The sequence below is a fragment of the Winogradskyella vincentii genome, assembly GCF_020166345.1.
Lineage (GTDB): Bacteria > Bacteroidota > Bacteroidia > Flavobacteriales > Flavobacteriaceae > Winogradskyella > Winogradskyella vincentii.
Map to the genome: position 1 here is coordinate 363,151 of NZ_JAIUJS010000001.1, position 24,697 is coordinate 387,847.

Below are 24,697 nucleotides of genomic sequence, written 5' to 3' on the forward strand. Positions count from 1 at the left end.
TTTATTATTTATTGTTAGTTATACTTTCTTTGTTGAAACCATCTAGAGTTCAAAGATAAACTTACATTGAAATTTATAAAATTCTCTTGAATTAAGTTTTCATTAGTTGTGCCACGCTGTCCCAATTCTATGCCTAAATTAGCATTTGAAAATAAACTTCTATCGCCAACTGGTAAACCTAACCCAAAAGATATGCCAAACTCTTTAATCGACTCATCTTTTATTACTAAACCTGTGTTTGCAAAGTTAACACCTGCACGATAAACCACACGCTTAAAATAGCCAGAGAACGCATCATAGTTAGGAATATAGAATCCTCCAACCGCTATTCTCGATGAGTTTTCATAGCTGGAAATATCACTACCAAATATTGGATTTGAAAAATTACTGGTGTTTCTGTAGGTATATTCACCACCAACAAACCACTTTTGCGGTCTTCCAATTCCAGCACCAATTGACATCCTAGAAGGAATAGTAATTTTTGTTTGTTTTAATCCTTGCGACTCTAAATCATCATCTAAGGTGTTCCTTATAAGCTCATTACCAGTAAATGAATCAAACAACAAGGTAGAAAATGACCTTTCGTTATTTGATGTTAATTCACTTTCAGGAGCATAAGTCGCTGTTGTAGAAAGCTCTAACTTACTATTCAACATTGTTTTAAATGACAATCCAAAATTTAAATTCAATCCACTAACATCAGAACGCGTATTCTGTCTTGTTTGGTATTGTACCAACTCACCCTCTGGTGTATACTCAAAAGCTAACGCAGAGTTTTGAATTGTACCGAAATTATAATTAAAATCTACACCAATTCCTAATGATTTAGACAATTGATATCCAAATCCGGCAAAAACCCTATTCGTGCCACCTTCTCCATTAAATCTATAAATAAGATCTCCATCGTCGTTAATATCATCTATCTTATAGCCTACAGCTGTATATGGCAAAAGACCAAATCCAAAACCAAACTTTCTTCCTAAAGGTACGGAAAGTGCAAGATAATCAAAAGTAGCCGAGTTAGTTTTTACATCAGAATTGTCTCCTTTTAAACGTACTTCAGAAACTGTACCAGCAACTGTGAACTTTACAGGTCTACTTTCTCCATCGAAAGGATAAGCATCTACATTTTTACTAACATAAGATGCAGGGTTATTCAAATTAACATGGATACTGTCTAAGTACACACTGATTCCACCCATACTTCTGTTCTCTACAGTTCCTTTAAATTTTAAACTACCAATACCGTAAAAAGAATAAGGTGAAGCCGTTCCTTGCTGAGCAAAAGAACAAGAACTAATAATTGTAATTGCTATTACAATAAGTCGTTTTATCATTATTTTGTGTTATAATCTAGGAGGAAATTCAACCCTTCCAATAGAAAATTTGAATTCGCAAATATGCTATTTTTTAATTGGTTTGACAAAAAATTGGCATCACCTCCTGTTAAAATAACTGTTAAATCTTGATGATTTTCTTTGTAATACTCAATTAGACCATCAATTTCCTTTAAAACACCACTTATAACACCAGAATGAATTGACTCTTCTGTAGAGTTACCAATAATTGATTTTGGTTGGCTTGTTTCTAATAACGGTAGATTTGCGGTTAAATTATTTAATGCTTTATATCTTAATCTAATACCAGGTGAAATAGCGCCTCCCAAGTATTCATTTTCATTAGTAATAAAATCATATGTAATACAGGAACCAGCATCAATAATTAAAACATTATTATCTGGAAATTGATCCACTGAAGCACTAACCAATGCAATTCTGTCTACTCCTAAGGTTTTTGGGGTCTTATATGAATTCTTAAATGGTACTTTGAGCCTATGACTTAATTCTAAAACTTCTAAATCTTCTTCAATAGTTTCTAATTGTTTTTTAGAGAGGCGACCTACAGAAGAAACGATGGCTCTTTTAATAGTTGGATACTTTTTTTTAAGGTTTTTGTATTGCTTTTTAAACTCAGGCAATTCAAAACTAGTTTTGCATTCTAACTTATTTCGCTTGTACACAGCGAATTTCACATAAGTATTTCCAACATCTACAATTAGATTCATATAAGGAATGTATCAGGCAAATTTATAAAATCAATTTTTACATTTTTCTTTTTGTGAATAATAAAATTGAATATATATTTGCATCCGCTTCAATAAGCAATTGGTGCCTTAGCTCAGTTGGTAGAGCAAAGGACTGAAAATCCTTGTGTCCCTGGTTCGATTCCTGGAGGTACCACTTTAAATTCCCGTAATATCCTTTACTATAAGGTTTTACGGGTTTTTTCTTTTTAGGGGTGTGCTCAAAAGTGTGCGCAGTTTGTAACATTACATAACATTTATACTGTTATACTTTAATTAAGCAGCATGGTCCAATCTCTCCAAAACTTCAGCCTCTTTATATAAGACACGTCTACCCATTCTACTCGGAACAAGTATATTTTTCTTTTCCCAATTATTAAGAGTTACCTCTGTTACATGAAGTAATTTTGCAGTTTCACTTCTACTCAAATACTTTTCATGTGAGTTATTAAAAGTAGTCTGACCTATTGCCTTCTGTCGGTTCAATTCTAATTTGACACCTTCTTTAACGATTTGGATTAGTTCGTCTTTTGTTACATTCAATATTTGTATGGTTTGTTCTTTCATTATTTTGTTTTTTTAGTTGTTCTTCAAAAATTCATTTGTTGTCTCAATATGTTTGTCCAGTATTGACCAACTCTTTTTTTTAAATCTACTCTTCGTTGATTTCTTGTAGATATCATCTCTTATTTCCTTTATAAAATCATCATCAAATGGATCTGAGGGATCTAACTTTTCAACCGATAAACCGGGTTTAATACCTGTTTTTTCATACAGTACTTCAAACATCACATTCGTTAGTTCTAACTTATGTTGTTCAGTTGTAATGACACAATCATGGATTGTAAAAACTGGTGCTACAGAACAGCGTCTATGAAATTCTGGAACCACACAATCCAATATCAGATAACTCTCCACACGCTGCAGAAGTAGGGAGAAATTCCTTTTACCTATTCTGTCCATAATCTTTAGAATAAATTGATTTACATAGGGATAAAATTTTTCTAATAACCGAACTCCTTCCACCAATTCTCGATGTTTTCTATTGTTTTGAAACAATACATACATGATATCCTTTTTGATTGATTTACGTTGAGCATCCGTGGGAGGAACCCCATGTTCCAATTCAAATAAATGTGAATAGAAATCTTCTTGAAATGGTGCGTCTCTAAATTTTTGTAATTCGTGATGATCTCTAATTGTTATCTCATCTTTCCCCAAATACTTTCTTTGCTCAAAGTGCGCAAACATTAATGGAGAAAATAGATATGATATAACATCTTTTATAATTTTATCAGATAATAATGAATTCATTATTTGATGAAATGATAACTCATCATTAGATTTAAAGAAGTCATAGTTTAATATACTTGATAATAGATAAACCTGACTACATTTAAGATCTACTTGAACTAATGATTGTTTTTCATAAATTAAATACTTTTTAAGTGTTTTGGAAAGATTCGTTAATGTGGAACTATATCTCCAATTGGCTGTAGATTTATTATGCCAATACTGATTGTTTTCAATATCATTTATTGTCAATAACCAGATTCCAATTTTATTTTTAAGAACCAGTAACTGATTGTCGTTTGCTAATTCTTGACGCAGGGTATCGTATATGTGTTTTACATGATTCTTGTACTCTTTTTTTATTTCTAAGTTGTAGTTGAAGTAACTATCTAATAACTGAGTTTTAGAGGGTACTGTTTTATGTTCTCTCCTTATGGTTTTTAATACCTTATCTGTCTTTTGATATTGATCGTTTAACTTGATTTTATTACACCTCATACCTTTTAAATAATTGACATCTAACTCAACCACATTTTTATCTTTTAATAGATCTAAAATCAACTTATAGTCTCTATTTAAGATCATATTGAGTTCTTTTGAACATAATCCGGTGTATCCATTTTTATCAAACTTTTTAATATTTTTATGTGTTGCCACAACTCTGGATATCAAATGATATATTTTCTCTTTAACATATTTCTGTCTTCGATTAGAGAGATTCAATTCTTCAATCAGTTCAGGTACGTTTAAATTATTTGGAACTAAAACTTTCATTATTTTATGCTGCTACAGTTAGTTCTGCTACTTCCTTGAACTCACTATTGATTACCTCAAAATCTTGGTGGTTAATCTGTTTGATAGAGTTCTCAAGAACTTTACAACCCACTCTATGGTAGTGAGTTGAAAGTTCGGTACCCAAGTATTGTCTATTCAATAACAATGAGATTCTACCAGTGGTATTAGCACCCCCAAAAGGATCGTACACCAAATCAGTCTCATCGGTCGTCATTAAAATTGGGATTACTGGAAGTAGCTCAGCCATCAATGCTGGATGTCCTGTTGGGAAAGCATCGTACGCTGGTTTATTTTTGCCGGTGACACACTTAATCATATGATCTACATCTTGAGCTGCAATGTGGTTGTATATCTTCTTATAGGGTTTTGAAAGTGATTTTCTTTTCTTAGATACATTCCCGTTTTTATCCACGTCTTTAGCACCAGTGGTAATCCTTACTTCTTTTTCCTGATCCGAATATTTTAATAAATTATATTTTGATTGTGAAGGATCAACTACGAACCATAAAATATATTCAATCTGATTTATCGGTCTTTTTACTTTTTCTCCCTGTGGATGGGGATTTGGTTTGGACCATATGATACATTCCTTGTATTTAAGTTTTGTGTGTTTTAATATCGATGCTTTTACCAACCCAGGAATATCCATAGCACAACCATTAATATAGGTGTCACCAATATTTACAAAAACATTTGAGGTTTCATTAAGGACTCCCTCAACCTTCCCAAAAATCTTTCCAACATTATCCGCAAACTCTTCAGGTGTTTTTTCGTGACCCAATTCTGAGCTTAAATTATTTTTATCGTAACCACGCAACATGTAGTATGGAATAGATGTGAATAGTGTAGCAATCTTTCTTAAGAATGCAGAAACATCTGTAATATCAACACAATTCATTTTAAAAGAAGTTGCCTTATTCGGAATTACAAAAGTGTCTTTGTAATTATTTTGAAGGTTTTCTTTTTCTTCGATGAATTTATTGACTTGATTAATAGTTAGGTCTCCTTTTGTTAACTGTTCTGTGAATCCATGATTTTTGGTTAAATCAATCTCTTTTAATTCACTTAGATATTTTTCACAGTCAGATAAACTCCACCCTTTGTTCACAACTCCGTTTAATAACAGATTATTCTCAAAGTCATTTTCGATAATTTTATCAAACTGGCGGATTGCCTTGGGAGATTTCCATCGGTAGTTAATTTTTTCTCTGATAATCGCGTAACGATCGTAAGGTTTACCATTATTCCCTTGACCTTGTCGTTTTTCAACCGATTTAAAAACCTGTAACACTTCTTTAGTAAGGTCGTTAGCGGTCTTTACTCGATACATATTAAAGGATAAACGTAGGTCGATAGATGGTTCTACATCTACAAATTGAACTTTTACTTCTTCCCTACCTAAAGCACTTAGTAACTTAAGTCGGCGATAACCATCAATTAATTGAAAATCTCTCGAGGTAATTAAAGGTAATAACTGTTCCTTTTCCAAAGAAGATTTTAATTGATTTTCAGAATCATCTGATTGTGATTCATAGAAGTTCTTGAATTCTTCAACTTTTACGATTTGATCGATTTTAACGACTTCGAATTGTCCTTCCATTGTTTTTTTCATTGTATAATGATTTTATTATTATATATAAGTCACTTATATTCAGTAACATAAGTAATGTATACACAATTTATTTTTGGAAATCAACCCCCTCAATAAAAAAAATCATTAACTGTCTGACAAATTTTGAATTTCATGATATTTATAGAGAAACACAGTTATGAAAGAGAAAAAGTCAAAAAGAGTAATCGTTCGAATAACAGAAAGTCAATTCAATAATTTGATGGAGTGCGTTATAGATGAACAAATAAAAATTTCAGATATTCTAAGAGAATCTATAGGAGATAAACTTCAAAAACTAAGAAAAGATGATAAAAGGAAAAAATAATTTAAACTATGAGTATTATAACCAATACCTGATCAATTGTGGGGCTAATAATCCACCTAATATGGAGTTATTAAATGATTTTTTTAATGAAAAATTAAATATTCTAACTGAACACGAAATAGAACCATTCAATATGATTTTACTGAATGAATTGGTAGTTTTTTGTCGTAATAAATTTGAAAGTTATAAGGCACAAAGCACCCACAGGAATAATTATTAATTCTTGATTGTATCTGCTGAGTACTTGATTTTGAATAACGTAGTAAATTAAATCTAATTGGCACGATTGGTTGGGGTATTGTACTATTTGTCAAATAAGAACCATTTTTAATTGTTTTTCAAATAGACCTTTGTGAGAGTTTCTCCCATAGTGTTGCAAAGAATTTCCTGCGGGTGTTGCGCCAATGAGAATTGTTCCAATTGATCATGGTAGAGTTTAGACTTAGATTCTGATGTAATTAAATAGTAATGGAAATACTCATGGATAACAGTATTGATTAGTTCTCTGCGTATTACATTGTTGTTCCTGTAGATGGTAATTGTGTTATTGTAGAAACAATACTCTCCCGCAAGATGAGATTTACCTTCAACTAAAGTCAGTAGTGGTTTTTGTTTTCGAATTGGATATAAATAGAGGCACCAGTTCAAAACATCCTCTGCCAAATGAAATTGCCAGTCTTCACCGTCACCTGTCAAGAATTTAGTTAGCACAGATATCAGATTTAGAGTGAATAATACCCCAACAACAATAAAGTAAATAGTAAAAAAGGTATCCATTATAAATGTCGCTTAACTTTAGTAATAGTATTCACATGAAGACCCGTAATCTTAGCAACCTCAATATTTTTATATCCTTTTCTGAGTAAGTCTAACGCCTTTTTATTTTGTGGTTTTGATAAAAACTTAATTGGGCCTTCATTAGATCCAGGTTTTCTTCCAAGATATTTTGTTGGATCTAATTTAGCCAACTCAATACCCTCACGTTGACGTTCTTTTGATAGTTTTCGTTCCATCTCAGCGACCACTCCAAGAATTGATATTATCATTTTAGAGATTGGATTTTCCTCTTTGTCTTCATTGAGTGTGCATAGACCTTGCGATAAAAAATTTACAGGGATTCCTCTCTCAGTGGTGTAATGAATAAAATTTATAATATCTCTAAGGTCACGACCGCAACGATCAATTTGCCAAACAGAAATTGACTTGATCAATTGTCGATCTATTAGGGTTTTTAAGGTTGAACCCTCGGGTCTTTCAAAAATTGGAATGGCTCCCGAACATTTATCTTCGATAACTTTATCAAATTCATTTTCTTTTACTCTTTGCCGATCCGTTTTTTGATCTACGCTCGAAACTCTTGTATATAATATTGAAATACTCATAATTCTAAGGTTTACCTATCTATACCCTAAAATTATAGCAGCAACACCCCTCATGCCGCATAAAACCTATATTTTATCGCTATGAAAACACTCACAAATGAAAGTGTACGCTATTATTGTGATTAATGGATTTTGCCGATTAAAATTGGTGAAGGATCATCCCGTGGGGGCCCTCCCTGCAGCATCCCCTGCCGTATCCCCCCTCTATTTAGGGTGAAATCGACTTCTCCAGAGGGGGTGAATACCCCGCTCCAGATTTTTCTGGTTTTTTTTGTAAAAACTCGAGTTTTTAAAAAATAAAATTTTTCAATTTTTTGAAAGAAAATCAGTTTTATATTAGTAGTAGTTTCTCCAGAATTTTGACCATCGCGAAGGTGTCTAACTTACAGTACTCCAAGAGTTGATTTCTTGTTTCTTCAACATCACCCGCAAATGTTCCGTTTACCATCGAAAGAAAAGTATTAGATGCTGTACCTCCTTCTTTAATATCAAGATCATTGTATGAGAGTTCAGGAACCAGTGCAGGTAGAACGTACTTTATTGAATAACTTCCTTTCATTTCGGGGGTATAGTACCATTTCTGTTGGAACGGAATCATTAGATCTTTCAGACGATTTACAATCCCTAACAACTCATTAGAAAACTCAGGGAATACATCGATTAGATCATTTAGTTTCCCTCTCTCAAAACCAATATTGTAGACTAATATGTCTCCACTGGTACCACAGTCCTCAATGAGTTGTTCTATGAACCCAATTCTTGGATCTTGAGATGGATCTGCAAGATATTCTCTGTGTTCTATTACTGAGGTTAAAGTCTCTTGAATGTGAAGTGAATACTGAAATACTAATTGTTGGTATGGTCTACTACCATTATATTTTGGAACTGCGGGACCAATTGTTTCAAAATCTAAAAAGTATAAAGGATAAATTAATCCATTTGTGAAGTTTCTTATCTCTTCAATATCAATATGAGTGGTCCCATTAACTTCTGATTGAACCTGTAACAATTGATTTGGATTCAGGTCTGTTTGACTTAAATCAATATCATCTAATGTGATTACTCCCTGGTTGTATAAATCAAATTTCTTGTCTTTGTTTAGTCTTGAAATATTAAAAACTGAATAGTCAGGAATGTGTTTCCAACAGGTTCCCTTAAAATCACAATCGTAAGGATCAGAACAATGAGGACCAATATCTACATTTGGAATTTCAGAACTCTCAATCACATTTTTGAGTCTTCTGACTTCATTTGGTATTCGTGGGAGAAACTCTAAAACTTGATCGTACACTGATTCAATGGTAAACAATTGATGTATATCTAATTCTCCCTCTCTCGTGTATTGGTTATTAATATGAACAATCGATATGTCTTTTAAATCAACTCCAGAATTTGTGATGGTATGATATTGTATGGCAGCATCCTTGATATAGGTCTCCGAAACCTTAGTAGAACTTTTTACCTCGTACGCTTTCCAACCATCATTATCTTTGACCAATATATCTAATGCAGCAAGAACGTTGTTGTACAGGAATGTTGCTTCATAAATTATTGACTCCCCTTGAGAAATAAACTTCTGTGTTTTCCTCACCGATTCAAACATTTTAAAATGATTTTCAGGAGACGCATCAGCACCATTGGGAAATAGTTCTTGTGCCAATAAACCAATATTGGTTCCTTGGTCGAACACCGCTTGTAGTGATGAAGGTGTAGGATCTTTTAATCTATATTGATGCTTATAGAGATACAATGACTTTTCACATTGAAGTCCACGAATAAATGTTGATTTGGAGAGTCTACTTTTTGACATTATTTATATTAGAGATAACAAATTATAAAGTCTTAAAAACTCCTCCCATTCTTGTTTATTAATATTTTCGGGTTTATAAATCTTAAATGACACAGACGGTTCTAAATCTTTCATTCGAACCATTACTCGTGACTTGTATAATTCTGTAGATGTAGTTACTCCAGAAAACATAAAAGTATCAGGTAATCGTATTAACCACATCAATCCAGAAGTAGGTTTATTGGAATTTGGTAAAGACCAATATGGGAATAAAAAAACGCATTTAGTGCCTAAATTGGCTATGAATATGTTTACACCTTACAGACGTCCTAAAGGTCCAAATATTAAATTCTTTTTTATATACCACACCTCACATAAAGAAGCTGTAAAAAGTTTTTATAACAATTTAAAATTTGGTGTCACAGCACAAAAGAAATATTTTAAAGGAATAGAGGATTATGTAAACATAAAAGCATCAACATCCAAAGAACATTTTATTGAATTTACAAACGAAAACGACCCTTTACCAGACATCATCCAAAAGCTGGAAAACCTAAAATTTGACCACGACAATGTAAAGTATGCTGCTTTTTATTTAAGCCCATTCGATAAGTTTACACCAGATCCCGAAGACCGAGAAATTTATATTCAAATAAAGGAATTGTTTTTAAACGAAGGTATTGTTACACAAGTTGTAGATTATGAAAAAATGGTGGTCAATATCGAGAATCAATACAACTTCCAATTCTCATTACAAAATATGGCATTGGCAATTCACGCCAAATTAGGTGGCGCACCTTGGAAACTTGCAGTAACCGATAAAAAAGAATTAGTAATTGGTGTTGGTGCATTTACCAATCAAGGCGAAAACAGGCGGTATATAGCAAGTGCCTTTAGTTTTCAAAACAATGGCTTGTTTAGAAAGTTCGAGTATTTCGACCAAAGCGAAACAGACCTATTGGCAGGAAGTATATGTAAAGCCATTAGAGATTTTACGTCCGTTGCAGAAGCAGATAAAGTAGTCATTCACTTTTATAAGGAAATGAGTTACGAGGAACTAAAACCAATTATTAGAGGGATGCATACATTAGGGTTAAAAATTCCGCTCTACATTTTAAATATCAATAAAACAGAAGCAGAAGATATTATTGCTTACGACCTCAATTGGGGTAAAAAGTTAATGCCTGTAAGTGGCACATACATACGTATTAGCGAAAATCAATTCCTATTGTTCAACAATGCACGCTATCCAAGTGACCGTTTTTATTCAGATACAGATGGTTATCCATTTCCAATAAAAATTAAGGTAAGCAGTCCAGATGAAGATGCTTTTGAAGATGCAGATGTAGTGTTAGAATTATTAACGCAAGTGTATCAGTTTAGCAGACTGTATTGGAAATCACTTCGACAACAAAATGTACCAATCACCATAAAATATCCTGAAATGGTAGCACAAATAGCACCGCGTTTTAATAATGGCGTTCCAGATGATGCTAAAGATGCGTTATGGTTTTTGTAATTAATTTGCACAACCATTGCATCATTAAATTTTTATCTTTGTAATTGTGAAATTTGTAACAATCATATTATCCTTAATAATACTATTGCTTTCAGCAAAGCCTTGTTCTGATGGTCAAAATATAGAAGACCAACATCAAGACGAAATAGGTGTTAATCACAACCACCAAGAAGATAGTGACGATTCTTGTCCTGTCACTTGTATTTGTAATTGTTGCGGTATGTCCATTACTTACGAACCAATCAAGACATTTAATTTAAAACTCAATATTGAAATTTCAACGGAGTTAATTTCTACATATCAGCCTATTTATAGGTTTAATTTCCTTTCCAACATTTGGCAACCGCCACAAGTAATAAGCTAAAACAACACGATTTTAAATCAATTATTTAGTTAATTACAATTTTATTTCAATGAATAAATACATATTGAGCATAAAGCTCATTTTAATACTTTGCCTATCGTTACAGGCACAAACATCAGACATACAAATTAAAGTCCTAACAGAAGCTGAAAACGAGCCTTTAATGGGTGCTACGGTTTACTTTGAAGCATTAGAAAAAGGTGCTGTAACTAATTTTGATGGTATTGCAGAATTTACAGAAATACCAGACGGTCAGCATCAAATAATAATTTCCTTTTTAGGTTTTGAAACATTTGAGACAACAATTCAAATTCCAAGTAATAATGAATTAATGTTTAAACTAAAAGAGGGTGGCAATCAATTAGATGCAGTAGTATTGCAATCTACAAGAAGTACGAGAACCGTAAGAAAAATACCTACACGTATCGAGTTTATCGGTGCAGAGGAATTAGGAGAAAAAGCAATAATGAACCCTACTAATATTTCTATGGTGCTTCGTGAAAGTACAGGAATACAGATGCAACAAACATCATTAAGTAGTGGGAGTACCAATATTCGTATTCAAGGATTGGATGGTAGATACACACAGCTTTTAAGAGATGGGTTTCCATTATATGGTGGTTTTTCAAGTGGATTAAGTATTTTACAAATACCACCTTTAGACTTACAACAATTTGAGATTATTAAAGGAAGTTCATCAACACTTTACGGTGGAGGTGCTATTGCAGGATTAGTAAATATGGTATCTAAAACACCAGACGAAGAACCTGCATTAGACATAATGCTCACGCAGACACAAGCATTAGGAAGTACAGCCAATGTGTTTTATAGCAAACGAAATGAAAAATTCGGTGTTTCACTTTACGGCTCTGGTCACTATCAAAAAGCGTATGACCCAGAAGATGATGGTTTTAGTAATTTACCAAAAACGACATCAATTTCATTTAATCCTAAATTGTTTTATTATCCATCAGATAAAACAACACTTTGGTTTGGATTAAACGGAACGTATGATGATAGAATTGGCGGAGATATTACCAAAATTGAAAATGGTGAAGATGGTATTCATCAATACACAGAAGAGAACAATTCAAAACGATTAAGCAGTCAATTGGTATATCAAACTCAATTAGATTCTATAAGTTCATTAGAATTTAAAAATAGTGTCTCTTTTTTCGATAGAAATTTAACAGTTCCTGATTTTAATTTTGATGGCAAACAAACAAATACTTTTACTGAAATCACATATAATACAGCATCAGAAAAAACGGATTGGATAGTTGGAGCTAATCTATATACCTCAAATTTCGATGAAAATGATAACGCACCATTACAGCGAGACCAAAAAGATGTAACCTTTGGAGCATTTGCAAATAATATCTTCGACATATCAGATAATTGGATATTGGAAACTGGATTAAGAGCAGATTATAATACTGATTTCGGTTTCTTTCCACTTCCAAGAATTTCACTACTCTATAAAAATAATAGTGGATTTTCAAGTAGAATTGGTGGAGGTTTAGGGTATAAGATTCCAGATATTTTTACAGAGGAAGCAGAATATATCAATTTTGAAAATGTGCTTGCAATAAATAAGTCTACAGTAGATGCAGAACGTTCTTATGGTGTTAATTTTGATTTGAATTATCAAACACGTTTATCTGATGAGATTGGTTTTTCTATAAATCAATTATTCTATGTGACTGCAATAAATGATGGATTGCTTTTAAATTCAACAGATAATGGATTATTTCAGTTTGAAAATGCAACAGATGAAATATTTAGTAAAGGAGCAGAAACAAATATAAAATTTACATACAAAGACTTTAGATGGTTTTTAAACTATGCGCTTATTGATACTAAACTAAATTATTTACCTGGTAATCCACAGAAGCCATTAACCGCAAAGCACAACGCAGGTAGTGTATTAATGTACGAATCTGAAAAATGGCGAATTGGTTACGAAACCTTTTATACAGGCAAACAGTTTTTATCTAATGGAACAGAGACTACAGACTTTGTAACTATGGGCTTATTGGTTATGCGTAACTTTAAATTAGGAAGTGTATTTGTAAATTTTGAAAACTTTACAGATAGAAGACAAAGCAGGTTTTCACCTTTGGTTTTACCACCTCACGAAAATCCTGTTTTCCCAGAAATATATGCGCCAACAGATGGTTTTATATTTAGTGTAGGACTTATTATTAAACCATTTGGAAACGAACACCACGATTAATTATGGAAACAATAGAACAATTATTAGAGTCAAAAGATATTCGCATAACGGCAATGCGTTTGCTTATATATAAGTTTCTTGCAGAAAAAGAGATAGCAGTAACATTGAGTGACATTGAAAATGCTTTTGAAAAAGCAGATAGAACTACCTTATACAGAACTATTAAAACTTTTGAAGAAAAGGATATTGTACATCAAATTGATGATGGCACAGGAATTACTAAATATGCATTGTGTGAACAAGGTTGTAGTTGTGATATAAAAACAGATTTACACTTACACTTCCATTGTAACAATTGCAATGAAACCATTTGCTTAACAAACCATAAAATCCCTCAAATTAAAGTGCCTGATGGCTTTGTTTCGGAAAATGTAAACTTGGTTGTAAAAGGTATATGTGATAAGTGTAGTGGATAACAAATGCACTTCCATTGCACTTACTATTAAATTACTTTTATCCAAAATTAGTGGATATGAAGTTTAATACTAAAATACCTAAACATCTTAAACAGGCTTATAACGAAGAAATAAAACAATACAGTTTATGTTTAGAAAATAAACAGTTTGGTTATGCTTGGTTTCATTTAGAGCGTAGTCATATAATAGGACAGTCTTATCCTATAGAACATACCTATTCACATTGGCTAATGCTAAAATTTGGATTTAGACAAAAAGATACTAAAGAAGTAATAGGTCAAATAGTTAGGTTGTTTGTGGGTGGCTGGAAATCATTTATAAATCACGTTCCACTTGGTAATACTGGTGGCGCAAACGTACCACCATTAAAACGTATGCCTATTCCAAAAGACATTGAAAAATTATTAGATATAGAATGAAAAATAAATTAGCGGTTACAAGTATCCTAACAGCAATCACAGCTTCATTGTGTTGCATCACACCTGTTTTGGCATTAATTGCAGGAACAAGTGGTGTAGCTTCAACTTTTTCTTGGATAGAACCATTTAGACCTTACTTAATAGGGCTAACTATATTAGTTCTTCTCTTTGCTTGGTATCAAAAATTAAAACCAGAAAAAGAAATCGACTGTGAATGTGAAACGGATAAAGAACCAAAATTTATGCAGTCAAAAACCTTTTTAGGCATTGTAACAGCTTTTGCAATTGTGATGTTGGCTTTCCCATACTACTCAAGTATGTTATATCCAAAAACCGAAAAACAAATCATAATAGTTGATAAATCAAATATAAAAACAATAGAGTATAAAATAAGTGGAATGACTTGTGCCAGTTGTGAAGCACACGTTAACCACGAAGTAAATAAACTTAACGGAATTGTAAACTCAAAAACATCATACGAAAATGGTAACGCAATCATTGAGTTTGACGAAACTAAAACCAATGAATTGGAGATTGAGAAAGCAATTAACGCAACAGGTTATAAAGTAACTAACAAAAAAGAAAATTAATGAAAACCATATTAAAATCGGAAATCACTTGCCCTAACTGCGGACATAAAAAAGTAGAAGATATGCCAACAAATGCTTGTCAATTCTTCTACGAGTGTGAGCATTGTAAAACGGTTCTAAAACCAAACGAAGGTGATTGTTGTGTGTATTGTTCTTATGGAACAGTTCCCTGTCCACCAATTCAAGAAAATAAAAGTTGTTGTTAAAACTAACTTGATGAAAAAAAAGAAAGTCAATTTAAGAGATTTAAAACCAAATTCAGAAGAACAACATTCTCACGATGATGGTCACGACCACGGAAATGGAAGTGCATTCAAAACATACATTCCAGCACTTATAAGTTTTGTGATGCTAATCGTAGGAATTGCTGTAGATTATTTTGATGCCATTCCTCAATTTGAAGGATGGATTCGAGTAGTTTGGTACACTTTAGCATATATTCCAGTTGGGTTTCCTGTAATTAAAGAAGGATGGAAAAGTCTTATAAAAGGCGATGTTTTTACCGAGTTCTTTTTAATGTCTATTGCCACCATTGGTGCGTTTATCATTGGTGAATATCCTGAAGGTGTGGCAGTAATGCTATTTTATGCAGTAGGAGAATTATTTCAAAACGCAGCAGTTAATAGAGCAAAAGGAAATATTAAAGCCTTATTAGATGTTAGGCCAAAAGAAGCCAATGTATTTCGTGATGGTGATTATATAAGTGTATCGCCCGAAGCTGTAAATATTGGCGAGAAAATACAAATTCGAGTAGGTGAAAAAATTCCATTGGATGGTATTTTATTATCCGAAAAAGCATCTCTAAACACCGCAGCATTAACAGGAGAAAGCAAACCAGATTCTATTCAGAAAGATGCAAAGGTTTATGCAGGTAGTATTAATTTAGAAAGCGTTATTGAAGTTGAGGTAACCAACATCTTTGAAGATAGTTCTATTGCGAGAATATTAGACTTGGTTCAAAATGCAACAGCTCGTAAGTCTAAAACAGAATTGTTTATCAGACAGTTTGCTCGTATCTACACACCAATTGTAGTGTTTTTAGCTATTGGTGTTACTTTTATACCTTACTTTTTTGTAGATGATTATGTATTTAGAGATTGGTTATACAGAGCATTAATTTTCTTGGTAATATCTTGTCCTTGTGCGTTAGTGATTTCAATACCATTAGGTTATTTCGGTGGTTTGGGAGCAGCTTCAAAAAATGGAATTTTATTTAAAGGTGCTTCATTTTTAGATGCAATGACCAAGATAAATACTTTGGTAATGGACAAAACAGGAACCGTTACCAAAGGTGTTTTTAAAATCAAAGAAGTAAAAGCAATCGGTTGGAAAGAAACCGAATTTATGCAATATTTAATGGCGATGGAAGAACAATCCACGCATCCAATAGCTAAAGCCATAATGGTATATAAAGGAACTGAAAATAGCTATGAAGCAAAAGAAGTTTCTGAAATTGCTGGTAAAGGATTAAAAGGTATAGTAAACGATAAAACTGTTTTAGTAGGTAACAAAGCCTTGATGACTACCAATAGTATTGATATTCCAAGTGAAACGGAAACTATTGTAGAATCTATAGTATTAGTTGCAATCGATAATCAATTTGCAGGTTATGTAGTAATAGCGGATGAATTAAAAGAGGATGCAAAAGAAACTATTACAGAATTACACAAAGTAGGCATTAAAAATATTATGATGCTTTCCGGTGATAAAGATTCCATTACGCAACAAGTCGCTAAAGAGTTGAATATCGAAAATGCTAAAGGTGGTTTACTACCAGAAGATAAATTAAACGAAGTTGAAATTTTAAAGAAAAATCCTGAAAACAAAATAGCCTTTATAGGTGATGGTATTAACGATGCACCAGTTTTAGCAGCGAGTAACGTTGGTATTGCAATGGGTGGTTTAGGTAGTGATGTAGCTATTGAAACAGCAGACGTTATAATTCAAACAGACCAGCCTTCAAAAGTAGTTAGAGCCATTAAAATAAGTCGTTCTACAAGAAAAATTGTTTGGCAGAATATCATTTTAGCGTTTGGAGTTAAAGTTATTGTATTGATATTAGGAGCAGGTGGTTTAGCCACAATGTGGGAAGCAGTTTTTGCAGATGTAGGAGTAGCATTATTAGCAATTTTAAATGCAGTTAGATTACAACGAATGAGTTGGGATTAAGCAGATTATTCAATTAAACTTCTGTTAAACAAAATCAATAGTTGTTAAAATTTCGTAACTTCGCAATCAATATGAAGCAGTTTTTCCATAAAATAATGTCTTTAGCAATGGCTTTTGTAGTGTTATGCTCTACAATGTCATTTACTGTGAATATGCATTATTGTGGAGATACTTTAGTAGAAACTGCTATCTTTCAAAAAGCCAAAGGGTGCGGAATGGAAATGGAAAAGCCTTCAACCGAAGGATGTTCTATTACCAAGAAAAATTGTTGTGATGATGAACAATTAGCAATTGAAGGTCAAGACGAATTACAATTGCAAGTTGACAAAATCTCATTTGAGCAACAGGTATTCATCGCTTCATTTGTTTATACTTTTATTAACCTTTTTGAAGGTTTAGACAATAATGTATCTACTTACGAAGAATATAAACCGCCACTCGTCGTCAGGCAACTCTACAAGATTGACGAGACATACTTAATTTGATTTTTAAACAATAGACTCTTTTATCCTATGACTGCAATGTCGTAAGGATAATTTGCTGTATTCGGTGTTTTTCAAACACCAATGTCTAATTGTTTAATTATCAAAGCCAATGCTAAATAAAAGCATCAAATTTTTAATAGAAAATAAACTCGTAGCAGTTTTATTATTAGTTCTCTTTATAGGTTGGGGAACAGTCAACGCACCTTTCAATTGGGATACAGGATTCTTACCAAGCAATCCTGTTGCTGTAGATGCCATACCAGATATAGGTGAAAACCAACAAATAGTATTTACTAAATGGGATGGTCGTTCACCACAAGATATTGAAGATCAAATTACGTACCCATTAACGACGTCCTTGCTAGGAATTCCTGGGGTAAAAACGATCCGTAGTTCTTCTATGTTCGGCTTTTCAAGTATCTATATCATTTTTGAAGAAGACATAGAATTTTACTGGAGTAGAAGTCGTATTCTCGAAAAACTTAATTCCTTACCAAGTGGTTTATTACCCGAAGGTGTTAATCCTGCATTGGGTCCAGATGCCACAGGATTAGGACAAATATTTTGGTACACGCTTGAAGGTCGTGATGAAAACGGTAATGTAACTGGTGGTTGGGATTTACAGGAATTACGAAGTATTCAGGATTACTATGTAAAGTATGCGTTGTCCTCTGCAAGTGGTGTTTCAGAGGTTGCTTCTATTGGTGGCTATGTTCAAGAATATCAAGTGGATGTAAATCCAGAACTAATGCGTCAGTATAATATTGGATTGCATCACGTTGTAAAAGCGGTTAAGGAAAGCAATAAAGATATTGGTGCACAAACTTTGGAAATTAACCAAGCCGAATATTTAGTGCGTGGTTTGGGTTATGTGAAATCCATTTCAGACATCGAAAATGCGGTAGTCACTTCCGAAGACTATACATCAATCAGAATAAAAGATATTGGAAAAGTCTCTTTAGGTCCTGCAACACGTAGAGGGCTTTTAGATAAGGAAGGTGCAGAAGTTGTTGGTGCTGTTGTGGTTGCTCGTTATGGTGCAAATCCAATGGAAGTCATCAATAACGTAAAAGAAAAAATTAATGAATTAAGTACAGGATTACCTTCAAAGGTATTGGCGGATGGTAGAACTTCCCAAGTAACCATAGTACCCTTTTATGACAGAACAGAATTAATTCAAGAAACTTTAGGTACACTCAATGAAGCCTTAACTCTTGAAATATTGATTACCATTTTGGTTATAATCATAATGGTGTTTAATCTTCGAGCGTCCGTATTAATTTCTGGACTACTGCCAGTAGCAGTTTTAATGGTATTTATAGCGATGAAACTCTTTGGTGTCGATGCTAATATTGTCGCATTATCTGGTATTGCTATTGCTATTGGTACAATGGTCGATGTTGGTGTTATACTATCAGAAAATATAATTCGACATTTAGATGAAGATGATGGCACACAATCCATTAACACGGTAGTTTACAACGCAACAGCCGAAGTATCTGGTGCAATCGTAACCGCAGTAATGACCACCATTATTAGTTTCATTCCTGTATTTACGATGATTGGTGCAGAAGGAAAACTATTCAGACCATTGGCTTTCACAAAAACCTTTGCATTAACAGCTTCTATAATTGTAGCGCTATTTTTAATTCCGCCTTTCGCTGCATTTTTATTCCGAAAGAAAAGCATTAATAACACTTTTAAATATGTTTTAAATGGCGTTTTAATAGCATTGGGAATTGTAGCAATAGTCTATGGATATTGGTTAGGATTGATTTTGATAGCGTTTGGAATTACAGCACTTCTCAATCTTCAAAGTAAGATAACAGACAAGCAAGCTAATCTTATCAATATCATTATTTCGGTATCAGCTATTGTATTCTTGTTAGCAGAATACTGGAGACCATTAGGCATTGATAAAAGCATTTTTTGGAATCTCATTTTTGTGAGTGTTATTTGCTTTGGTTTATTAGGTGTTTTCTCATTATTTATAAAATACTACACACGTATTTTAAAGTGGTGTTTAGATAATAAGTTGCTCTTTTTGTCTGTCCCAACAGCTATTGTCATTGCAGGATTTTTCATTATGAAAAATACAGGCAAAGAGTTTATGCCCTCATTAAATGAAGGCTCATTTCTACTAATGCCAACCTCGATGCCTCATTCTGGTGTAGAAGAAAACAAACGTGTTTTACAGCAATTAGATATGGCAGTAGCCAGTATTCCAGAGATTGAAACCGTAGTTGGTAAGGCAGGAAGAACAGAATCAGCTTTAGACCCAGCGCCATTATCAATGTATGAAAATATCATTCAGTACAAACCAGAATATATGCTTAATGAAAACGAAGAACGTCAACGCTATAAAATAAATGAAGATGGTTTGTTTGAATTGAAAGATGGACGATTCATCGCAAATCCAAATAATACTAAAGATGTTACTTTGAGCGTAATTAAAAACTCTCAATTAATAGAAGATAATGATGGTGAGTTTTATAGAAATTGGCGACCAGAAATACAATCACCAGACGATATTTGGAATGAAATTGTAAGAGTCACCAAATTGCCTGGTGTTACCTCTGCACCAAAGCTACAACCTATTGAAACCAGATTGGTAATGCTTCAAACAGGAATGAGAGCGCCAATGGGTATCAAGGTAAAAGGTCAAGATTTAAAACAAATTGAAGCGTTTGGTGTGCAGTTAGAGGATATTTTGAAACAAGCTGAAGGTGTAAAAGATGAAGCTGTTTTTGCAGACCGTATCGTAGGGAAACCCTATTTGTTAATTGATATTGATAGAGAAAAAATTGCACGTTATGGCGTTACCATTGAAGAGGTTCAAAACGTTTTGAAAGTTGCAGTTGGCGGAATGGTATTAACCCAAACCGTTGAAGGTAGAGAGCGTTATGGTGTACGTGTTCGATACCCAAGAGAGTTAAGAGCTAATCCAACCGACTTAAAACAGATTTATGTACCAGTAGAAAAAGGCAGTCCAGTTCCTTTAAGCGAATTGGCAACAATAAAATATGAACAAGGTCCACAAGTAATTAAAAGTGAAGACACCTTTTTAGTAGGCTATGTATTATTTGATAAAATGGATGGTTTCGCAGAAGTAAGTGTTGTAGAAAATGCACAAGCCTTAATTCAAGAAAAAATAGATAATGGCGAATTAGTAGTACCAAAAGGTATTAATTATCAATTCACAGGAACATACGAAAATCAGTTGCGAGCCGAAAAAACCTTGTCGGTTGTTGTGCCTTTAGCATTAGCAATTATTTTCTTAATTCTGTATTTCCAATTCCGTTCTGTAGGTACATCATTAATGGTATTTACAGGTATTGCAGTAGCATTTGCAGGCGGATTTCTAATGATATGGCTCTATGGTCAAGATTGGTTTTTAAACTTCAATTTCTTTGGCGAAAATCTACGTGATTTATTTCAGATGCATCCTATTAATTTAAGTGTTGCAGTTTGGGTGGGCTTTATTGCTCTTTTCGGAATTGCAACGGATGATGGTGTAGTTATGGCAACGTATTTAACGCAAACTTTCAATAGAAACACACCAGATAATAAAAAGGAAGTAAGAACATCTGTTGTAGAAGCAGGAGAAAAACGTATCAGACCTTGCTTAATGACAACAGCTACAACCATATTAGCATTATTACCAGTATTAACATCAACAGGACGTGGTAGCGATATTATGATTCCTATGGCAATACCAAGTTTTGGTGGAATGCTTATAGCCTTAATAACCTTATTTGTAGTACCAGTATTATATAGCTGGAAAGCCGAAGTTCAACTTAAAAGAACTGTAAAATGAAACACATAAAATCACACATAAAAACAGTCTTTTTTCTTTGTTCGTTATTCTTTGTTCTCAAAGGAAATGCACAACAATTAGAAGTACTCATAGATGAAGCCTTAACAAACAATCCAGAAATTCAAAAGTTTGAGTTACAATACAAAAGAGCTTCTGAAAAAGTGAATGAAGTCAATACCATTCCGAACACCGAATTTGGAGTTGGTTACTTTGTAAGTGAACCGGAAACCAGAACAGGTGCACAACGCTTTAAAGTATCTGCTAAACAAATGTTACCGTGGTTCGGAACCATTACATCGAGAGAAAATTATGTGAGTTCATTGGCAGATGCTAAATACGAGGACATTGTTATCGCAAAGCGAAAACTAATGGCTTCGGTATCACAATCCTATTATAATCTATACGCGAACAAAGCAAAGCAAGAGGTCTTAACTGAAAACATTAAACTATTAGAAACTTATGAGACGTTGGCATTAACTTCTGTTGAGGTTGGTAAAGCATCCGCAGTAGATGTGTTGCGATTGCAAATGCGTCAAAACGAAATGCAACAATTAAAAGATGTATTGCAACAACAATTTTTAGCAGAACAAACCAAATTCAATAATCTATTGAATAGAGATAATGATGTTACCGTGAATGTGGTAGATAGTGTAATGATACCTTCTGAAGACTTTGATATTACTTCTGAAAATTTAGCATTACATCCTGAATTACTAAAATATGATAAGCTCTATCAATCCATAGAGCAATCAGAATTATTAAATCAAAAAGAAAGCAGTCCAATGATTGGTTTTGGATTAGATTATATCAATGTTTCAGAAAGGCCAAATATGGATTTCAGCGATAACGGAAAGGATATTGTAATGCCAATGGTTTCGGTGTCAATCCCAATTTTCAATAAGAAATATAAATCCCAAACCAAACAAAACGAGTTAGAACAGCAAGAAATAACAGTTCAAAAGCAGGAACGATTAAACACTTTGGAAACACTTTTAAGCAAGGCGATTAATGAGCGTATTTCTGCAAGAATAAGTTATACTACTCAAACTAAAAACCTAAAACAAGCAAAAGATGCAGAAGATATTTTAATCAAAAGCTATGAAACAGGAACGATTGATTTTAATGATGTTTTAGACATTCAAGAGTTACAGCTAAAGTTTCAAATGAACCAAATAGAATCTGTGAAGACCTACTTTGTACAAACTACTATAATTAATTATTTAACTAATTAAACTATGAATAAATCAACATATATAATCGTATTGGTAATAATGGTAATTGCTTTTACCTCTTGCCAAAACACACACAAAAAAGAAGTCTCAATATTAGTAAAACATTCGGGAGCTTTAAGAACAATAATGTCTGGTAACATTCAACCCGTAATTAGTTTAGATACACTTTCAAAAAAGAAACATCTATATGCTCTTGGTGCTGTAGATAATCTCAAAGGTGAAATACAAATATTTGATAGTAAACCGAGCAACAGCTTTGTGATTGATAGTAGCTTGCAAATTAAAGATTCTTATAGTCTAAAAGCGTCTTTATTAGTATATGCTGAAGTGGAAGAATGGGATACTTTTCAAATCGAGAATAGTAAGACAAAAAGTGATTTAGAAGAACAAATTTTTGAACTCGCCACAAATAGTGGAATCAATACTGAAGAACCATTTCCTTTCTTATTAGAAGGTATAATCGCCTCTGTGGATTGGCACGTCATAAATTGGAAAGATGGTGATACTATCCACAACCATAAAAAGCATAAGGAATCTGGTTTAAATGGAACTTTAGCAAATAGAAGAGTTCAAATTATAGGCTTCTATTCCACAAAGCATAAAGCAGTTTTCACTCATCATACTACCAATATGCATATGCATTTTAAAACTGATGATAATGCTATTGCTGGTCATATTGATGATTTATCATTTAATCAAACAGTAACATTAAAGCTACCAAAAAAATGAAACATATATATAAAATAAAAGGAATGACCTGTGGCAGTTGTAAAGCATCTGTAGAAAACAGTTTAAGAGATATAGATGATGTTTCCGATGTCGAAGTTAATCTTGAAAATCAAGAAGCAACAATAACTATGGATAAACATATTGATATTGTAGAACTTCAAAAGTCTTTAGCATCGAAATATACCATAACTCAAAAAGAAATAAAGAATGTTTTTACGTCTACGCAATCTTCAAGTTTTGAGATTGAAGAAGAAAAAAGCAAATTACAACAACTTAAACCACTATTACTCATCATCTTCTATATAGCGTCAGCAAGCGTATTGTTAAATTATAAAAATTGGAGTTGGAGCGAGTTTATGCTGGACTTTATGGGCTTATTCTACATCGTTTTTAGTTTTTTCAAGATGTTAGATTTAAAAGGTTTTCCAGAATCCTTTCGTATGTACGACCCTTTAGCTAAACGTGTTCCTTTTTATGGGAAAGTTTATCCATTTATTGAAACAGCTTTAGGACTGATGTTTTTAATGCGGTTTGAAATTAATATAGCTTTAATAATTACACTAATAGTATTAGGGATAACAACAATTGGAGTAACAAAAACATTATTGGACAAAAAATCAATACGATGTGCGTGTTTAGGTACTGCTTTAAAATTACCTATGACAGAAGCCACTTTTATTGAAAATGCTATTATGATTGTAATGGCGACATTAATGCTTATAAATTAAATTGTTATGGTAAATAGACATACGGCGTTAAAAATTAGAAAAACCCACAGGTATTTGGGTCTCTTTTTAGGGATTCAATTCCTGTTTTGGACTATTAGTGGTTTATACTTTAGTTGGACGAACATCGATGAAATACACGGAGACCAATTTAAAAACTTGGAGTATCAACCCAAAGCATTTAATAGTTTAATAAGTCCTTCAGAAATGGATGTTTCAAATGGAATAAAGACTATTGAATTAAGAGATATTGATAATGCACCGTACTATTGGATAAATAAAGAGCAATTGTATAATGCTTTAGATGGAATGCCAAAAAATAGTATTACGCAGGATGAGGCACTCTATATTGCCAAAAACCATATGAAAAGTGGTTTAGAGGTAGAATCTGTTGAGCAAATTACTGAAACTGGAAAACACCACGAGTATCGAGAAAAACTACTACCTGCTTATGTTATCTCATATAAAACAGATGAAGCACTAAAAGCATACGTTTCTGTAAGCGACGGAAAATTTCAAACCGTAAGACATCGTTCTTGGCGTTGGTTTGATTTTCTTTGGATGACACATACTATGGACTATGAAGGCAGAGACAATTTTAATACCATTGTTTTGAGAGCATTTTCACTTTTAGGATTGATAACCGTTTTAAGTGGGTTTTTGTTGTGGTACACCTCGTCACCTTCAATTAAGAAATTATTAAAACGAAAAAAATAA

22 protein-coding genes and 1 tRNA gene are annotated in these 24,697 nt (G+C 33.0%); 15 read left to right on the forward strand and 8 right to left on the reverse strand.

The annotated features are described in order from the left end of the window. Positions 1 to 14: 14 nt before the first annotated feature. Both LBV24_RS01740 and LBV24_RS01745 read right to left on the reverse strand, forming a co-directional pair. On the reverse strand, positions 15 to 1,337 hold the full coding sequence (locus LBV24_RS01740) for a hypothetical protein (protein WP_224476886.1): 1,323 nt from the start codon (positions 1,335 to 1,337) through the stop codon (positions 15 to 17). Beyond that, positions 1,337 to 2,065: a type III pantothenate kinase gene (locus LBV24_RS01745; RefSeq protein ID WP_224476887.1), complete on the reverse strand. Its 729-nt coding sequence runs from the start codon at positions 2,063 to 2,065 to the stop codon at positions 1,337 to 1,339. The genes LBV24_RS01740 and LBV24_RS01745 overlap by 1 nt, the downstream gene beginning before the upstream one ends. Positions 2,066 to 2,167: 102 nt before the next feature. Here LBV24_RS01745 and LBV24_RS01750 point away from each other — a divergent pair. Next, positions 2,168 to 2,240: transfer RNA gene (locus LBV24_RS01750), tRNA-Phe, on the forward strand. Positions 2,241 to 2,359: 119 nt separating this feature from the next. On the opposite strand, the gene LBV24_RS01755 is transcribed toward LBV24_RS01750, so the two are convergent. The 6 genes from LBV24_RS01755 to LBV24_RS01780 form a co-directional block, all read right to left on the reverse strand. Beyond that, entirely contained in the window at positions 2,360 to 2,650 is a 291-nt protein-coding gene (locus tag LBV24_RS01755) for a helix-turn-helix domain-containing protein (protein ID WP_069674090.1), read from the reverse strand. Positions 2,651 to 2,662: 12 nt separating this feature from the next. Beyond that, on the reverse strand, positions 2,663 to 4,150 hold the full coding sequence (locus LBV24_RS01760) for a hypothetical protein (RefSeq protein ID WP_069674091.1): 1,488 nt from the start codon (positions 4,148 to 4,150) through the stop codon (positions 2,663 to 2,665). A 4-nt stretch (positions 4,151 to 4,154) separates the two neighbouring features. Continuing rightward, positions 4,155 to 5,783 (reverse strand): DNA modification methylase, encoded by a 1,629-nt coding sequence (locus tag LBV24_RS01765; protein ID WP_069674092.1) that lies wholly within the window; start codon positions 5,781 to 5,783, stop codon positions 4,155 to 4,157. Between the two features lie 652 nt (positions 5,784 to 6,435). Next, positions 6,436 to 6,819, reverse strand: coding sequence for a hypothetical protein (locus LBV24_RS01770; RefSeq protein ID WP_157506011.1), 384 nt, complete (start codon positions 6,817 to 6,819; stop codon positions 6,436 to 6,438). Between the two features lie 65 nt (positions 6,820 to 6,884). Next, positions 6,885 to 7,490, reverse strand: coding sequence for a recombinase family protein (locus LBV24_RS01775; RefSeq protein ID WP_069674095.1), 606 nt, complete (start codon positions 7,488 to 7,490; stop codon positions 6,885 to 6,887). Between the two features lie 331 nt (positions 7,491 to 7,821). Further along, positions 7,822 to 9,300, reverse strand: coding sequence for a DUF2779 domain-containing protein (locus LBV24_RS01780; RefSeq protein ID WP_069674096.1), 1,479 nt, complete (start codon positions 9,298 to 9,300; stop codon positions 7,822 to 7,824). A gap of 133 nt (positions 9,301 to 9,433) precedes the next feature. Between LBV24_RS01780 and LBV24_RS01785 the strand changes: the two genes are divergently transcribed. The 14 genes from LBV24_RS01785 to LBV24_RS01850 all read left to right on the forward strand — a co-directional run bounded on the left by LBV24_RS01785 (position 9,434) and on the right by LBV24_RS01850 (position 24,697). Then, entirely contained in the window at positions 9,434 to 10,798 is a 1,365-nt protein-coding gene (locus tag LBV24_RS01785) for a Piwi domain-containing protein (protein WP_069674097.1), read from the forward strand. A 46-nt stretch (positions 10,799 to 10,844) separates the two neighbouring features. Further along, entirely contained in the window at positions 10,845 to 11,162 is a 318-nt protein-coding gene (locus LBV24_RS01790) for a DUF6660 family protein (protein ID WP_069674098.1), read from the forward strand. Positions 11,163 to 11,211: 49 nt separating this feature from the next. Further along, positions 11,212 to 13,398 (forward strand): TonB-dependent receptor, encoded by a 2,187-nt coding sequence (locus LBV24_RS01795; protein WP_083236540.1) that lies wholly within the window; start codon positions 11,212 to 11,214, stop codon positions 13,396 to 13,398. 2 nt (positions 13,399 to 13,400) lie between these two features. Then, complete coding sequence (locus tag LBV24_RS01800) at positions 13,401 to 13,814, forward strand: Fur family transcriptional regulator (protein ID WP_069674099.1); 414 nt, start codon at positions 13,401 to 13,403, stop codon at positions 13,812 to 13,814. Between the two features lie 56 nt (positions 13,815 to 13,870). Next, the gene (locus LBV24_RS01805) at positions 13,871 to 14,233 is read left to right on the forward strand and encodes a DUF3703 domain-containing protein (RefSeq protein ID WP_069674100.1); all 363 of its coding nucleotides are present in this window, start codon (positions 13,871 to 13,873) and stop codon (positions 14,231 to 14,233) included. Continuing rightward, positions 14,230 to 14,823 carry a mercuric transport protein MerTP gene (gene merTP / locus LBV24_RS01810; RefSeq protein ID WP_069674101.1) on the forward strand — a complete coding sequence of 198 codons (594 nt, stop codon included), beginning with the start codon at positions 14,230 to 14,232 and terminating at the stop codon, positions 14,821 to 14,823. The genes LBV24_RS01805 and merTP overlap by 4 nt, the downstream gene beginning before the upstream one ends. Continuing rightward, positions 14,823 to 15,029 carry a GDCCVxC domain-containing (seleno)protein gene (locus LBV24_RS01815; protein ID WP_083236541.1) on the forward strand — a complete coding sequence of 69 codons (207 nt, stop codon included), beginning with the start codon at positions 14,823 to 14,825 and terminating at the stop codon, positions 15,027 to 15,029. The genes merTP and LBV24_RS01815 overlap by 1 nt, the downstream gene beginning before the upstream one ends. A 10-nt stretch (positions 15,030 to 15,039) precedes the next feature. After that, entirely contained in the window at positions 15,040 to 16,992 is a 1,953-nt protein-coding gene (locus tag LBV24_RS01820; RefSeq protein ID WP_069675413.1) for a heavy metal translocating P-type ATPase, read from the forward strand. Between the two features lie 71 nt (positions 16,993 to 17,063). Then, on the forward strand, positions 17,064 to 17,477 hold the full coding sequence (locus LBV24_RS01825; RefSeq protein WP_224476888.1) for an HYC_CC_PP family protein: 414 nt from the start codon (positions 17,064 to 17,066) through the stop codon (positions 17,475 to 17,477). Positions 17,478 to 17,586: 109 nt separating this feature from the next. Continuing rightward, the gene (locus tag LBV24_RS01830; protein ID WP_069674102.1) at positions 17,587 to 21,294 is read left to right on the forward strand and encodes an efflux RND transporter permease subunit; all 3,708 of its coding nucleotides are present in this window, start codon (positions 17,587 to 17,589) and stop codon (positions 21,292 to 21,294) included. Beyond that, positions 21,291 to 22,526 (forward strand): TolC family protein, encoded by a 1,236-nt coding sequence (locus LBV24_RS01835; protein ID WP_069674103.1) that lies wholly within the window; start codon positions 21,291 to 21,293, stop codon positions 22,524 to 22,526. Before LBV24_RS01830 ends, LBV24_RS01835 begins: the two co-directional genes overlap by 4 nt. 3 nt (positions 22,527 to 22,529) lie before the next feature. Continuing rightward, entirely contained in the window at positions 22,530 to 23,255 is a 726-nt protein-coding gene (locus LBV24_RS01840) for an acetolactate decarboxylase (protein ID WP_069674104.1), read from the forward strand. Further along, positions 23,252 to 23,983 carry a heavy-metal-associated domain-containing protein gene (locus LBV24_RS01845; RefSeq protein WP_069674105.1) on the forward strand — a complete coding sequence of 244 codons (732 nt, stop codon included), beginning with the start codon at positions 23,252 to 23,254 and terminating at the stop codon, positions 23,981 to 23,983. The genes LBV24_RS01840 and LBV24_RS01845 overlap by 4 nt, the downstream gene beginning before the upstream one ends. A 6-nt stretch (positions 23,984 to 23,989) precedes the next feature. Next, positions 23,990 to 24,697 (forward strand): PepSY domain-containing protein, encoded by a 708-nt coding sequence (locus tag LBV24_RS01850; RefSeq protein WP_069674106.1) that lies wholly within the window; start codon positions 23,990 to 23,992, stop codon positions 24,695 to 24,697.